Origin of the sequence: Solirubrobacter deserti (assembly GCF_027587175.1) — a bacterium.
Classification (GTDB): domain Bacteria; phylum Actinomycetota; class Thermoleophilia; order Solirubrobacterales; family Solirubrobacteraceae; genus Solirubrobacter; species Solirubrobacter deserti.
Genome location: NZ_JAPCID010000076.1, coordinates 16,852 through 30,785, shown reverse-complemented (window position 1 = coordinate 30,785; position 13,934 = coordinate 16,852). Strand labels below are relative to the sequence as shown.

Sequence of the window (13,934 nt, the reverse complement as noted above, 5' to 3'; positions counted from 1 at the left end):
AGGCCCACCGGCGCCGCGGCCCCCGGCGAAACGGCGAGGCCCGCCGGCGCCCCGGCCCCCGGCGAACCGGCGAGGCCCGCCGGCGCGACGGCCCCTGGCGAAGCCGCAAGCCCCGCTGGCGCGTCTTCGAAGCCCGCCAGGCGGTACACGTGCGTCGCCGACACGCGGTCGCACAGCGTCGCGACGGCCTGCGCGAGCGCGTGCGCGGCGGGCGGCAGCGCGCGCAGGCGGCCCTCGACGAGCCGCGCGACCGTGCCCGGCACGGCGCGGCGGACCGCCTCGGCCTCGTCGGCCGTCCCCGCGTACCCGCCGTCGGCGAGCGTGCGGCGCAGCTCGCGCACGAGCAGCGGATTGCCGCCGGTGGTCGTGGCCGCGGCGGCGACGAACGCCGGGTCCGGCTCGCCCAGCAGGTGGCCGACGGCGTCGGCGCTCAGCGGGGCGAGCGGGAGCAGCGTCGCGGCGGGCGCGGCGTACAGCGCGTCCAGCAGCGGGTCGTGCTGGTTCGCGCGGACGGCGATCACGAGCGCGATCGCCAAGCCTTCGACGCGGCGGGCCAGCATGCCGAGCACCTTCAGGCTGCCGCTGTCGGCCCATTGGGCGTCGTCGACGACAACCAACAGCGGCTCCTCGAGCGCGGTCAGGCGGCGCAGGCGGGCCTGGCAGGACGGCGCATCCTCGAGCTCGGGGAGCAACTGCTCGAGGACGCCGAAGGCGAAGTCCCGCTCGAGCTCGGACCCGATCGCGCTCAGCACGCGCATGTCGCCCGCCTCGACGCGCAGCGCCCGCAGCAAGGTGCTCTTGCCCTGGCCGGGCGGACCCTCGACCAGCGCCACGCCACCGCGGCCTTCGCGGGCGTCCGCGACGAGCACGCGCAGGGCGTCCAGCTCGGTCTCGCGTTCCAGCAGCTCGGCGTCGGCGACGGTGATCATCTCGGACCGCTGAAGCTACGCACGGATCCGCCCGTCGTGGGTGAGGCCACCAACCGGCGTAGGGGTGCGGCCAACCCGACGCGCGAAATGTAGGGGTAATCGCTGGGGGGTCACCTGATGTGCGGCAAGCGCTTTCCCAGGAGGCTGTGACCACTCCCCAGGCAGTCCTCCCTCCCCCGAAAGCTCCCCATGAACTCTCTTCGCCGTGCGGCCCTGGCCGCTGCGGTGGCGCTCGGCCTCGTGGCGCCGTCCGCCTCCGCCCAGACCTTCGACGACACCGCCTACTTCGCCGCCGCCGACAAGCTCCAGCAGAGCCTCGACCCGCTCTGGAACGAGCGGCGCGGGCACTACGAGGGCGGCGGTGGCGGCGTCGAGCCGATGATCAACTCGCTGCTGCTGCTCGGGCACTCCGTCGCCGCGATGGAGGGCCACACCGGCCCGTCGCGCAACGACGAGCGCGCCCGCGCGCTGGCGCTCGAGCTGGTCAAGGGCCCGTACGTCACCAAGCCCGCGCTGGGCCAAGCGCACGCCCCGGGCTGGACGAACTCGATGACCGGCAAGGGCTTCCAGCACCTGGTGTTCGACGCCGAGGTGGTCGACGGGCTCGTCTACGCCTACCGCGCCCGCCAGGAGCTGCAGCTGCCGGAGTCGACCGTCGCCGCCATCCGCGACGCGATCTCGCGCACGGCCCGCGGTCCGTTCTGGCGCTACCCGACGATCCGGCTCAACCAGATCAACTGGTACGGCCTCATGTACGCCGCCGACGCGACCGTGACCGGCGACCCGGCGCTGCTCAAGCGCGACTTCGGCGCCCAGCTGAACCGCTTCATCCGCGGCGCCCGCTCGAACTTCGGCCCCGGCATGCGCTTCCACTACCTCCCCCACGAGCACGTCAACCACCCGATGAACGTGGACTCCGCCGAGTACGCGAACATCGTGCTGTCCTTCACGCGCTTCTACAACCAGGCCCGCCAGGCCGGGATGGCGCCGCTGAACAGCACCCAGAAGCGGATCGTGTCCGAGTGGATCGAGCGCGCGATCGCCGGCTACTGGACGCACGGCGGCTACATGAACTGGGACTCCGGCCTCGGCTTCCAGCGCTGGCACCAGTCCAAGAAGCTCGGCCTCACCCAGCAGGCACTGATCGGCATCGCCTCCGCGCCGACGCTCAGCGATCCCAAGTACCAGCGCTACGCCAAGCACATGTTCGACCGGTCGCTGGACTTCTACGCCCGCACGGCCGAGCGCGACGGCGGGATCGCGGACGCGCTGTTCTTCAACGTCCACGCCGTGCCGCAGGGCGTCGGCAGTGCGCGCCTGGGCGCCGCGCGCGTGCTGGCCAACGCGGCCCGGGCGATCGACGCCGGGCTCGGCCGCGCCCGCGCCACCGAGCCGCCCGCGCTGTACGCCTACGACCCCGACATCGGCCGCCTCGCCGTGACCACGCCCAGCTACAACACCGCGATCGTCGCGGTCAACCAGCGCGCGTTCCCGTACGGTGGGCTCGACCTGGCGCGGCTGTTCGACGGCTCCCAGGAGGTCGCGGGCAACATCGGCGGCACCCCGCCCGCCTCGTTCGGCGCGCTCGTGCGCGACGTCAGCGGCCGCCGCGTGCTGGCCTCGCAGGTCGCGCGGTCCTCGGTCGACCGGGCGAAGACGCCGCTCGTGCTGACCAAGGCGCCCTCCGGCGCGGGCGCGCGTGCGTCGTCGGCGGTCGGCTCCGCTTACGCGGGCGCGTTCACCGACCTGCGGGCGACGGGAACGGTGAGCGGCTCGGCGGGCTCGGTGCGGGTCACGCACCGGTTCACGCCGCGGCACATCCAGACGCGCTGGGACATCACGCGCCGCGGCAACCGCGCGCTGAGCGCCGACATCCTGTTCCCGAGCACGGGCCGCGGCCGTCAGGCGAGCGTGACCGCGGTCCTCAAGGACGGCTCGCGCGTGACGGTCGGCTCCACGCGGATCGCGCTCGCCCGGGTGTCCCGGCTGGAGGTCAAGAGCCAGTTCTCGGGCTACACCGTCACGCCCCTCTCGCGCCCGGCCGGCGCGGGCGTGCACCTGATGCGCCCGGCCGCCCAGAGCTCCGCGCCGGAGGCGGGCCCGACGCTCGCCGTGCAGATCGCGCGCAACGAGCGCTTCTCCAAGGTCGCCTTCACGGCGCGGATCACGCCCGACCGCGGCTGATCCGGACGTCCGGAGCGGCGTGGGCGCGCCACGCCGGTCCGGGCCTGATCAGGCGAGGGTGAAGCGCGTCACGAGGCGCTCGAGCTGCTCGGCGGTGGCCGCCAGCTCCTGCGCCGAAGCGGCGATCTCCTGCGTGGAGGCCGACGTCTGCTGCGTGGACGCCGACACCTGCTCGGCCGAGGCCGACGACTCCTCAGCGACGGCCGCGACGTCGCCGATCTCGCGCTCGAGCCGCTCGCCGCTGGCCGAGATCTGCTGCACGGCGGCCGCGATCTGCGTCGCGCGGGCGGTCATGTCCTCGACCGAGCCGCCGATCCGCTCGAACGCCTCGCGCGTCACGGCCACCGTGGCCGCGCCCTCCTCGGTGCGCTGCACGCCGTCCCCGGCGACGGCGACCGCGTTCTGGGTCTCGGCCTGGATCTCGCCGATCAGGCTCGAGATCTGGCCCGCGGCGGCCTGGGACTCCTCGGCCAGCTTGCGGACCTCCTCGGCGACGACGGCGAAGCCCTTGCCCTGCTCGCCGGCGCGCGCGGCCTCGATGGCGGCGTTGAGCGCCAGCAGGTTCGTCTGCTCGGCCAGGGCGGTGATGGTCGCCACGATGCCGCCGATCTGCTCGGACTTGGAGGCGAGCGTGTGGATCGCGCCCGTGACGGACTCCGACGCCGCGCGTACCGCGCTCATCGCCGCCGTCGCGTCCTGGGCGGCCTGCACGCCTTCGCGCGTCAGATCCCGCGCCTGCTCGGCCACGCGCGCCGCTTCCTGCGCGTTCTCGGCCGACTCACGGGCGGCCGCGGACACCTCGTCGCCGGCCTCGCGGGCGACGGACACGCCGCGGACCTGGCGCTCGGCGCCCATGGCGACGTCGCCGATGGCGCTGGCGATCTCGCCGACCGCGCGGCCCGCTTCCTGGGAGGTCGAGGCCATCTCCTCGGATGCGGCCGAGAGCGTGCTCGCGCTCTCGCTCACGTTGCCGACGAGCTCGCGCAGGTTGACGATCATGCCGTTCAGCGACGTGCCGAGCGCGTCGCGCTCGGAGCGGGGCGTCACCGTCGCGGTGAGGTCGCCCGCGGCGACGCGGTCGGCGGCGCCCGCCATCTCCTGCAGGTAGTCGACCATGCGGCGCATCGCGGCGGCCAGGTCGCCGACCTCGTCCTGGTTGGCGAGGTCCAGGTCGTGATCGAGGTCACCGGCGGCGATGCCATCGGCGGCGCCGAGCACGCGGCGCACGCCCTTGACGATCGAGGTCGCGACCATGAGGACGAGGCCGAAGCCGGCGAGGGCGGAGACGACGATCAGCAGCAGCGTCAGACGCTGGGAGGAGGCGGCCGCGTCCACGCTCGCAGCGTCGCCGGAGGCGGCGAGCTCGACCTTGGAGTTGAAGAGCTCGTTGAAGGACTCGGCCACGGCCGCGAACGCGGGCACCGCCTCGGCCTTGTTGCGGGCGTACGCGTCCACGGGCTGGTTCTGGCGCGAGAGCGCCAGCACGCGGTCGCGCGCGGCGGAGTACTGCTCGCGGGCGGCGACCAGCTTCGCGAACGAGCGCTTGCCCGCCGGCGTCTGCAGGGTGCTCTCGACCGCTTTGAGCCGCTTGTCGATCTCGGCGGCGTTGGCCGTGATCTTCTCATCGAGCTCGCGCTTGCTCGCGCCGCTCGTCTCGAGGATGTGGTTGTTCAGGAAGGCGCGGTTCTCGTTGAGCTTCGCGCGCGCGATGCCCATGTCGGCCAGGGGCTTGGCGGCGTACTGGTACATCCGGTGAGCCTCGTCGCCCACCGTGCTGGTGCCGCGCATGCCCACGATGCCGACGGCGACCATCAGCACGATGAGCAGGCCGACCGTCGCCAGCAGCTTGGTTTTGATCGAACGTCTCATGTTCAGGACATCGGCAGCGGACGATGGCCCAAGCACGTGGAAAACTACGGTTTCTTGAAGAAACTTAACAGCGCGTCTGCGTTCGGACCGATCAGTCCTTGTACGGGTCGAACGTGTCCGCGCCCGCCATCGCGACGCCGATCGGCGTGAGCCGGTGCAGGATCTCGATCGTGTCGCCGTGCGCGGCGAGCACCTGGTCGAGCCGCTTGTATGCGTCGGGCGCCTCGTCGGCCGCGCCGCCGCGCAGCTCGATGCCCTTGGTCGTGAGCTCGCTGCGGACCTGCGCGAAGTCGATCCTGCCCGCCTTGATGCGCCCGCGGCGCTTCATCAGCCGCGCTTCGGGGTGGTCGGGGCAGCGGGCGTGCTCGCGCTGGTTCCAGCGCACCCAGAAATCGCAGTCGCGGACGCTGCACTCCGCGCGCGTGCCCATCTTCCCCGCCGCCTGCGTGCGCGACATCACCCGCCCCGCGCCGTGCACGGTGGAATAGAGCAACTCGCGCGCGGCGTCCGAGTCCGCGCCGCGCAGGATCACCGACGGCTCGCCCATCGTCGCGCCCACGAAGCCCTCCTGGCCCGGGAACGCGGGCGTGCAGCCCTTGCGGATCACCCACGCCCTGGTCCCGAAGTGCTCCTCCAGCCAGGCGAAGTTGTGATGGTTGTGCACCGCGTAGGTGGACTGCGCGCCGAGCATCTCGAGCACCCTGTCGACCACCGTGTCGCGGCCCGCGTACGCGTACTCGCCCGCGAGGCTCATCGCCGCGATGTAGCTCTGCCCGAGCTCGGAGTCGGTCGGCAGCAGCACCGGCGGCGAGTCCATCTCCCTCTCCACCGCGTGCTCGCCGAACTCGGCCCGCTTGATCGCGTCCAGCACCTCGTGATCGACCGGCTCGTCGTTCCTGCGCCCGATGCCCAAGCTGATCCGCTCGAAGATCTCGTCCATGATCCGCGGCAGGTCGCCGCGGACGTCCTCGGCGCGCACGTTCGTGCGGGCGGCCTTGTTCCCGCAGGCGATGTCGTAGCCGACGCCCGACGGGGAGATGTGGTCCGGGTAGGCGACGGCGCCGCCGATCGGCTGGGAGTAGCCGACGTGGCCGTCGGCGCACAGCGCGCCGCGGATCGCGTCGCCGGCCTCGGCGCAGCGCTGCAGCTGGGAGACGGCGCGCTGGTCGACGTCGCCGTAGACGGTGATCGGCGTGGGCATGCGACCGATGAAGATAGGCTCGCCGCACGATGGCGGTGGCGGCTCAGGAGCTGGAGCTACCCGGGTTCGAATACCTGAACCCCGAGCTCAAGGGCGAGCGGTTCCACGCGGAGCTGAAGGCGCTGCGCGAGCAGGGGTGGCTGGCCTCGATGCCGCTCGGGTTCGTGGTGCTCGACCGCGAGGGCGGGGAGTTCTTCCTGCGCAGCCGCAGCTTCACCTTCCCGGGCCTGAAGATCGCGGAGATCTTCGGGATCGACGATGGTCCGCTGGCCGAGGAGATCCGCCGCAACATCCTGCACATCAACGGCGCCGACCACAGCCGGCTGCGCGGCCTCGTCAACCCGGCGTTCACGCCGCGCGCCGTGGAGCGGTGGCGGCCGTTCATGCGGGAGACGATCACTGCCCTGTTCGAGGCGGCGCGGCCCGGTGACGACCTCGTGGAGGCGCTCGCCAAGCCCTATCCGAGCCGCGTGATCGCGACGCTGATGGGCGCCCCGGTGGCCGACGCCGACCGCTTGTGGACGTGGTCGAACCTGATCCAGCGCCAGTTCGGGATGACCGTCGCCGAGGAGCGGCCGCAGATCGAGCGGGCGGTGACGGAGTTCTCCGCGTACACGGAGGCGCTCATGCGCGAGAAGCGCGCGCACCCGGGCGACGACCTCGTCTCCGGCCTCCTGGACCGGGCGGAGGACGTCGAGCTGCTCCACCTCGTGCTCAACGTGCTCGTCGGCGGCGTGGACACGACCCAGGCCCAGCTCGCGCACGCGCTGAACCTGTTCGCCGCCCATCCCGATCAGTGGCAGCGCCTGGGCGACGATCCCGACCTCGCACCGCAAGCGGTCGAGGAGGTCGTGCGCTTCGAGCCGATCACGCCGTTCACGGCCCGGATCGCGATGGAGGACGTCGTCTTCCGTGACGTGCTGTTCCCGAAGGACACGATCGTGCTCGTGTGCGCGCACAGCGGCAACCGCGACGGCGTCGGTGACACGTTCGACATCACCCGCGAACCCAAGCGCCTGCTGACCTTCGGGGCGGGCCCGCACTACTGCCTGGGCGTGAACCTCGCCAAGGCGGAGCTGCAGCAGGCGCTCGCCCACCTCGCGCCGCGCATGCGCGGCCTCGAGCTCGTCGCCGAGCCGGTCTACGGCACGATCGACGGCATCTACGGCCTGGACGAGCTCAGGGCCACCTGGCGCTAAAGCTCAGGGCGGCATCCCGATTGTCGGGGCCGCGGCGCGGCCGTAGCGTCGCCGGTTCCTCCCCGAACCTCCCAAAGGAACCGAATGCCCCACAGGCTCTTGCGAGGTGCCGCGCTCGGCGCGGGCCTCGTATCTGCGCTGGCCATCGCCGCCCCCGCGATGGCCACGTACTCCGCGAACCTCGACGGATCGACGCTCCGGGTCACCGGCGACGGCGCGTCCGACAAGCTCGTGCTGGCCACCGACAACACCACGGTCTACGGCGACGTCTCCATGGACGGGACGATCGACTTCACGTTCCCGCGGGCGTCGTTCACCGCCGTCCACGTGACCGCGGGCGGCGGCGACGACGAGTTCCGCGTCCAGGGCATGCTCGACGGCCTCACGGTCGACGGCGGCACCGGCGACGACGCGCTGTTCGGCGGCTACTCCGCCGACACGCTCATCGCCGGCCCCGGCAACGACCTCGTGGACGGCAACTTCGGCCCTGACGTCATCGCGCTCGGCTCGGGCAACGACACGTTCCAGTGGGACCCCGGCGACTCCAACGACACCGTCGCGGGCGACTCCGGGACGGACACGTTCACGTTCAACGGTACGAGCATCGCCGAGGACCTCCGGCTCAGCGCCAACGGCGCCGACGTCCGCTTCACGCGCAACATCGCCAACATCACCACCGAGCTCGCCGCGTTCGAGCAGGTCGACCTGCGCGCGGCCGGCGGCGCCGACACGGTGACCGTCGGCGCCCTCACCGGCATCAGGACCGTCGCGGTCGCCGTCGGCGACAGCGACGCCGCCACCGACCAGGTGCTCGTCCACGGCACCGCCGGCCCCGACCGGGCGACGCTGGCCACGGACGGCACGACCGGCATCGTCGACGGCCTCGCGGTGGACGTGCGCGCGACCGGTATGGAGCCGGCCGACACGGTCACCGCGGCGCTGCTCGGCGGCGACGACGCGGCGGCCGCGTCAGCCTCCCCCACCGGCACCGTTCAGGTCGGGATGGACGGCGGCGAAGGCGCCGACACCGCCACCTACGCCGGCTCCAGCGGCGAGGACGCCATCAGCGTCGCCCGCAACGGCACGCCCGTCGCGGCGTTCGCGGCCAACGCCCCGACGTTCAACGTCGCCGCCGAGCGGCTCGTGGTCAAGGGCGGCGACGGCGACGACGCTCTCTACGGCCTCAACGGCATCGGCGGGCTCACGGAGCTCACGCTCGAAGGCGGCAGCGGCAGCGACACCATGCGCGGCGGCGACGGCGCGGACACGCTGCTCGGCGGGACCGGGGACGACCGGGTCGACAGCAGCTTCGGCGCCGACACGCTCCGCGGCGGCCCGGGTGACGACCGTCTGCAGTGGGATCCGGGCGACGGCTCGGACATCGTCGAGGGCGACAGCGGCACCGACACGCTGGACTTCAACGGCTCCAGCGCCGGTGAGCGGATCTCGCTCGCCGCCAACGGCCCGCGCGTGAGCGTGCTGCGCAGCATCTCCAACGTCACGCTCGACATGGACAACGTGGAGGCGGCCGCGATCCGCGCGCTCGCCGGCGCCGACGACGTCGCCGTCGGCGACCTCACCGGCAGCGACCTGAAGTCCGTCGCCGTCGACCTCGCCGCGTTCGACGGCACCGGCGACACCGCGATCGACCGCGTGGTCGCCACCGGCACCGAGGGTCCGGACCGCGTGACGCTCGGCTCCGAGGGCACGGCCGCGGTCATCACCGGCCTCAAGCCGCTGGTGGGCGTGACCGGCGCCGAGCCGCAGGACAGCGTCACGGCGGCGCTGCTCGGGGGCGACGACAGGATCGCTTCGAGCGCGGTGCCGACCGGCGAGGCCCGCGTCGACGCCGACGGCGGCCCGGGCGTGGACACCGCCACCTACACGGGCACGGGCGACGGCGACGAGCTCGGCGTCACGCGCGACAGCGGCGAGGTCGTGCGCACCTACGCGGCGGGCGCGCCGCAGATGGGCGTCACCGCGGTCGAGGAGCTCGTCGTCAAGGGCGGCGAGGCCAACGACACGATCGGAGCGGCCGGCAACATCGCCCAGCTCACCCGCCTCACCGCGGACGGCGGCAACGGCGAGGACGTGCTGCGCGGAGGCAACGGCGACGACGTGCTGCTGGGCGGCAACGGCGACGACGTCGTCGACGGGAACTCCGGTGCCGACACCGCACGGCTGGGCGCCGGCAACGACCGCTTCGTGTGGGATCCGGGCGACGGCTCGGACGCCGTCGACGGCCAGTCCGGCACCGACGTTCAGGCCTTCAACGGCTCCAACGCCGGCGAGGCGATCGCCATCACGGCCGCCGCCGACCGCCACGTGCGCGTCACCCGCAGCCTCGCCAACATCGCCATGGACCTGGCCAACGTCGAGGAGTGGTCGGTGCGCGCGCTCGGCGGCGCCGACACCGTCGACGTCCACGACCTCTCCGGCACCCCGCTGAAGATCGCGCGCGTCGATCTCGCGGGCTTCGGCGGCACCGACGACGCCGCCCTGGACACCGTCAACCTCGACGGCACCGACAAGCCCGAGCGGATCAACCTCACCCGTGACGGCGGCACCGTCGTCGCCGCCGGGCTGCCGACGCTCACCTACGTCAGCGGCTCCGAGCCGACGCGCGACACGCTGCACATCAACACGCTCGAGGACGACTGGGTGTGGGTCGGGCCCGGCGTCCGCGAGCTGATCCGCACCAGCTGGCGCCTCTGAGCGTCAGTCCCACGCCTCGACGAGCTGGGCCACGCGGCCCAGTTCGGCGACTTCCAGCGCGCGCCGGAAGGGCGCGTCGAGCGGCGCGGCGACGACCAGCCGCGCCACCCGCTCGGCGAGCGCGAACAGCATCCGGACGCCGGTGCTGCCGATGAACGCGACCCGGGACAGGTCGACGACGACCGGTTCGGCACCAAGGTCCTCGAGCGCCGCCTCGACGCCCGCGACGGTGAACTCGTCCACCTCCCCCATCACCCGCACGACGGTCACCTCGGGCCCGCGCTCGATCTCCACGAGCGCCGGCCCGGGCGCTGCGGCCGGCGGCGGCGCGAGCCCCGCCGGCCGGTAGCGGGCCCACAGAACGACATGGCAAGGATCGGACTTCACCCCGCCCCCGCCCATGAGCGCGCGCACGATCGCGAGGCCGCGCCCGCGGTCGCCGGGGTCGACGGCCGGCGGCCGCCAGCGCCCGCGGTCGCGCACGACCAGCGACACCGTTCCGCCGGGGTCGCGGGCCATCGCCACCTCGACCGCGCCGTCGCGGCCCTCGGGGTAGGCGTGCTCGACCGCGTTCGCGCACAGCTCGCCCGCGGCCAGCACGAGCATCTCGCCGTCGCCGCGGTCGACGCCCGCCGACTCCAGCCACCCGCGCATCGCCTCGCGGACCACCGCCAGCTGGTCGGGCCGGGCCGCGAACCACAGCCGCAGCGGCGCGACCTCCGGCACGTGCACGCGCGCCACGAGCAGCGCGACGTCATCGGTGCGCCGCGCGGCGACGGTCCCGAGCAGCCGGTCGGCCAGGCTTTCGACGTCCAGCGCCCCGTCCGCGGCGTCCGCCAGCCGCGCCAGGCCGTGGTCGAGCGCCTCTCCGCGGCGCTCGATCACGCCGTCGGAGTACAGGATCAGCGTGCCGTTCTCGGCCAGGGACGCGGTGGCGTCGGCGTACACGTGGCCGAGCGTGCGATCCAGCGGCACGCCCCGGGCGCCTTCGAGGAACCGCGGCTCCTCACCGGGAGCGAGCAGCAGCGGCGGCGGATGCCCGGCGGACGCGTAGCGCAGCTCGCGCGCGGCCGGGTCGATCACGGCGTAGACGAGGGTCGCGCCCCGCGCGCCCGGGACGCCCTCCACGTAGCGACTGAGCAGCTGCAGCACGCGCGCCGGGGACCGGCCCTCGATCGCATAGGCACGCAGGGCGCTGCGGAGCTGGCCCATGGCCGCGGCGGCCTGCGGCCCGTGCCCGACGACGTCGCCGACCGCGATCCCGAGCCGCCCGCCGGTCAGCCGCAGCGCGTCGTAGAAGTCGCCGCCCGCCGCGACGCCGTCGGCGGTGGGCAGGTAGCGCACCGCCAGCTCGAGTCCTTCGGCGCGCGGCAGCCCGTCCGGCAGCAGCGCCTGCTGAAGCGTCAGCGCCAGGTCGTGCTCGCTCTGGTAGACCTGCGCCCGCCCGAGCGCCTGGCCGCACAGCCGCGTGAGCGTCAGCAGGTAGTCGCGGTCCGCGGGCCCGAACGTGCGTGGGGTGTCGAACACGAGCCCGATCGCGCCCAGTGCCGCTCCGCCCTCCACGAGCGGGAGCAGCGCCGCCGACTGCGCCTGCGGGCGGACCTCCGCAAAGCGCGGGTAACGCCCGAAGATGGCGTCCGCGCCCTCCAGCCACACCGGCGTGCTCGTGCGCGCCGCCTCGGCCAGCGGCAGCTCGGCCGTCAGGGGCAGCGAGCGGAAGCGCTGCACCGTGCCCTCCGGGTGCCCGGCGGCGTGGGCGAGCTCCAGCGACTGCCGGCTCTCGTCCAGCAGCGCCACCCACGCGCTGGACGCGCCCAGCGCCTCCGCCCCCTGCGCGGCCGCGGTGGCCGCGACCTCGTGCGGCGTGAGCGCGCGTGCCAGGTCGGCGGTGGTCGCCTGCAGGCGGTTCAGGCGCGAGTACAGCGACGCGCGCTCCAGCGCGTGCCCGGCGACCCGGCCGAGCGCCTCCAGCAGCTCGCGCTCGGCGGGCAGGAACGCCCGCGTGTCCGCGCGGGTGACCGCCACCGCGCCGAGCAGCTCGGGGCCGGCGAGCATCGGCACCGCGCAGAAGGACCCGAAGGACTCGAGCCCCGGGTAGCGCGCGGCGATCTCGTCCCTCAGGTCGAGCGTGACCGTCCGCCGCTCGCGCGCGGCCTCCGGCGCGGGCAGGTCCGCGGCGAGCGCGAGCACGCCGTACTGCGCGCCGAGGCCCGGGTCATACCCCCACGAGCCCACCACCCGCAGCGTGTCGCCGCCCTCGAGCGCGTAGACGATCCCACCCGTCCCGCCGAGCGCCCGCGCGCCGTGCTCGGACACGGCGACGCCCACGTCCTGCGGCGTCACGGCACCGGACAGCGCGGACGTGACGCCCAGCAGCGCCTCGAGCGCCGCGAACCGTGCGGTGTGATCGGCAGTCAGCGTGTGCCAAACACTACCGGCGCTTCAAAGCTGCGCTGGTCGCCCCCGCGGCCTGGAAACGGTAGGAGGCGCCGACGGTCAGGCGCGTCGTCCAGCTCCAGTAGCCCTGGGAGTCCGTGCGGCGCGTGCCGATGGTGCGCCACGAAGACGCGCCGGCGAGCCGGCGCTGAACCGTGACCGTGCGCGTCTCGCGCGTGCGGACCTGGCCCCATAGGCGCCCGCGCGCGGCGTCGAGCGCGAACGGCATGGCGAAGTGCTTCAGGCTCGGCTTGGCGCGGCCGTCGGTGAAGCGCACGCCGGACTGCCAACCGCCGGTCTCGTTGTTCAGCGACCGCGGCTCGTCCACCCACAGGTACTGGGCGAACAGCTTCACCCGCGGGTTGCGCCACGCCTGGTAGGCGGCGCGCTGGAGCCACTGGTCCTGCTGGGTGAGCGTGATGCCGGTGAACTTGTCGGGCGGGTTGGTCTGGTAGCCAAACTCGTCGAGGTAGAGGTCCAGCTTGCGCTTGGTGCCCTTGATCCGGCGCGCGTTGGAGAGCTTGTCGAGCGCGCTCGTGAGCCGCGAGAGCGACGCGATGGACACGTCGTCCTGGGCCGGGAAGACCTTCTCGGGCGCGGCCAGCACGCCGTGCGGGTGGAACGCGAACCCGTCCGCGGGCGCCGGCTTGAAGTTCCGGCAGCGGCCGGAGGACAGCTTCTTGAACTTGGCGTCCACGCACCCGAGCGCGCGCAGGAACGCGAGCGGGCGGTGGTTGGAGTTCTCGTTGCTGAGCTTGCTGCCGCGGCTGGACATCGTCCCGATCAGCACCTGGGCGTTGCTGTCGGCGGCGTGGATGGCCGGGTAGGAGGCGGCCACGAGGTCGCGGTACAGGTGCGGCGCGACCGAGTTGCAGACCTTGCCGAAGCACGCGGCCTGCGGGCGGATCCAGCCCGCGAGGTTGGGCTCGTTCCAGACGATGTAGCGGTCCACGCGCGCGCCGTAGCGGGCGGCGACCATGCCCGCGAACTCGCCGAACAGCTTCGGGTCCGGGTCATAGCGCGGCTCACCGCGCTCGGAGCGGCGGCTCACCCACAGCGGCCCGGGGCCGGTGACGGTGAGGATCGGCTTGATCCCCGCCGCGGTCACGCGGTCGATCGCATGATCCAGTTGCGCCCACTCGTAGGTGCCCGTCGGCGAGTTCGGCGCGATCCGCGACCACAGCGCGTAGATGCGCACGTTCTGAATGCCGTTCTGCTGCCACTCCAGCACGGCCTTGTCCGCTTCGGGCCCGCCGGCCAGGAGCAGGCGGTCATCCGCGATCCCCAACTCGGGGCCCGCGGCGTGCGCGGGGGCGGCAAGGATCAGCAGGGAGGCGAGAACGGCGAACAGCAGGCGCATATGTGTGACCCAAACGCGCTTACTCCCTCTCGAGTTGCGGT

The 13,934-nt window shown here is 73.4% G+C and carries 8 protein-coding genes; 3 read left to right on the top strand and 5 right to left on the bottom strand.

The genetic code is table 11. The features are described 5' to 3' along the window. Positions 1-929 (bottom strand): ATP-binding protein (locus OJ962_RS31975; protein ID WP_270006867.1); only part of this gene is annotated, 929 nt, incomplete at its 3' end. Between the two features lie 189 nt (positions 930-1,118). Between OJ962_RS31975 and OJ962_RS31970 the strand changes: the two genes are divergently transcribed. Beyond that, positions 1,119-3,113 carry a hypothetical protein gene (locus OJ962_RS31970; RefSeq protein ID WP_202954079.1) on the top strand — a complete coding sequence of 665 codons (1,995 nt, stop codon included), beginning with the start codon at positions 1,119-1,121 and terminating at the stop codon, positions 3,111-3,113. 48 nt (positions 3,114-3,161) lie between these two features. Here the strand turns inward: OJ962_RS31970 and OJ962_RS31965 are convergent, their stop codons facing one another. Both OJ962_RS31965 and OJ962_RS31960 read right to left on the bottom strand, forming a co-directional pair. After that, complete coding sequence (locus OJ962_RS31965) at positions 3,162-4,982, bottom strand: methyl-accepting chemotaxis protein (protein WP_202954078.1); 1,821 nt, start codon at positions 4,980-4,982, stop codon at positions 3,162-3,164. 91 nt (positions 4,983-5,073) lie between these two features. Beyond that, complete coding sequence (locus tag OJ962_RS31960) at positions 5,074-6,183, bottom strand: RtcB family protein (RefSeq protein ID WP_202954077.1); 1,110 nt, start codon at positions 6,181-6,183, stop codon at positions 5,074-5,076. A 29-nt stretch (positions 6,184-6,212) separates the two neighbouring features. Here OJ962_RS31960 and OJ962_RS31955 point away from each other — a divergent pair, with 29 nt between their 5' ends. Both OJ962_RS31955 and OJ962_RS31950 read left to right on the top strand, forming a co-directional pair. Beyond that, positions 6,213-7,382, top strand: a complete 1,170-nt coding sequence (locus OJ962_RS31955; protein WP_202954076.1) for a cytochrome P450 — start codon at positions 6,213-6,215, stop codon at positions 7,380-7,382. Between the two features lie 84 nt (positions 7,383-7,466). Then, positions 7,467-10,097, top strand: a complete 2,631-nt coding sequence (locus OJ962_RS31950) for a beta strand repeat-containing protein (RefSeq protein ID WP_202954075.1) — start codon at positions 7,467-7,469, stop codon at positions 10,095-10,097. Between the two features lie 3 nt (positions 10,098-10,100). On the opposite strand, the gene OJ962_RS31945 is transcribed toward OJ962_RS31950, so the two are convergent. Both OJ962_RS31945 and OJ962_RS31940 read right to left on the bottom strand, forming a co-directional pair. Further along, positions 10,101-12,440, bottom strand: coding sequence for a SpoIIE family protein phosphatase (locus tag OJ962_RS31945; RefSeq protein ID WP_270006866.1), 2,340 nt, complete (start codon positions 12,438-12,440; stop codon positions 10,101-10,103). Positions 12,441-12,528: 88 nt separating this feature from the next. Further along, entirely contained in the window at positions 12,529-13,893 is a 1,365-nt protein-coding gene (locus OJ962_RS31940) for a cellulase family glycosylhydrolase (protein ID WP_202954073.1), read from the bottom strand. Between the last annotated feature and the right edge of the window lie 41 nt (positions 13,894-13,934).

Excerpts from the sequence above, each read along its gene's own strand:
- OJ962_RS31970 (WP_202954079.1), top strand. The coding sequence starts at position 1,119 with ATGAACTCTCTTCGCCGTGCGGCCCTGGCCGCTGCGGTGGCGCTCGGC.
- OJ962_RS31965 (WP_202954078.1), bottom strand. The coding sequence starts at position 4,982 with ATGAGACGTTCGATCAAAACCAAGCTGCTGGCGACGGTCGGCCTGCTC.
- OJ962_RS31960 (WP_202954077.1), bottom strand. The coding sequence starts at position 6,183 with ATGCCCACGCCGATCACCGTCTACGGCGACGTCGACCAGCGCGCCGTC.
- OJ962_RS31955 (WP_202954076.1), top strand. The coding sequence starts at position 6,213 with ATGGCGGTGGCGGCTCAGGAGCTGGAGCTACCCGGGTTCGAATACCTG.
- OJ962_RS31950 (WP_202954075.1), top strand. The coding sequence starts at position 7,467 with ATGCCCCACAGGCTCTTGCGAGGTGCCGCGCTCGGCGCGGGCCTCGTA.
- OJ962_RS31940 (WP_202954073.1), bottom strand. The coding sequence starts at position 13,893 with ATGCGCCTGCTGTTCGCCGTTCTCGCCTCCCTGCTGATCCTTGCCGCC.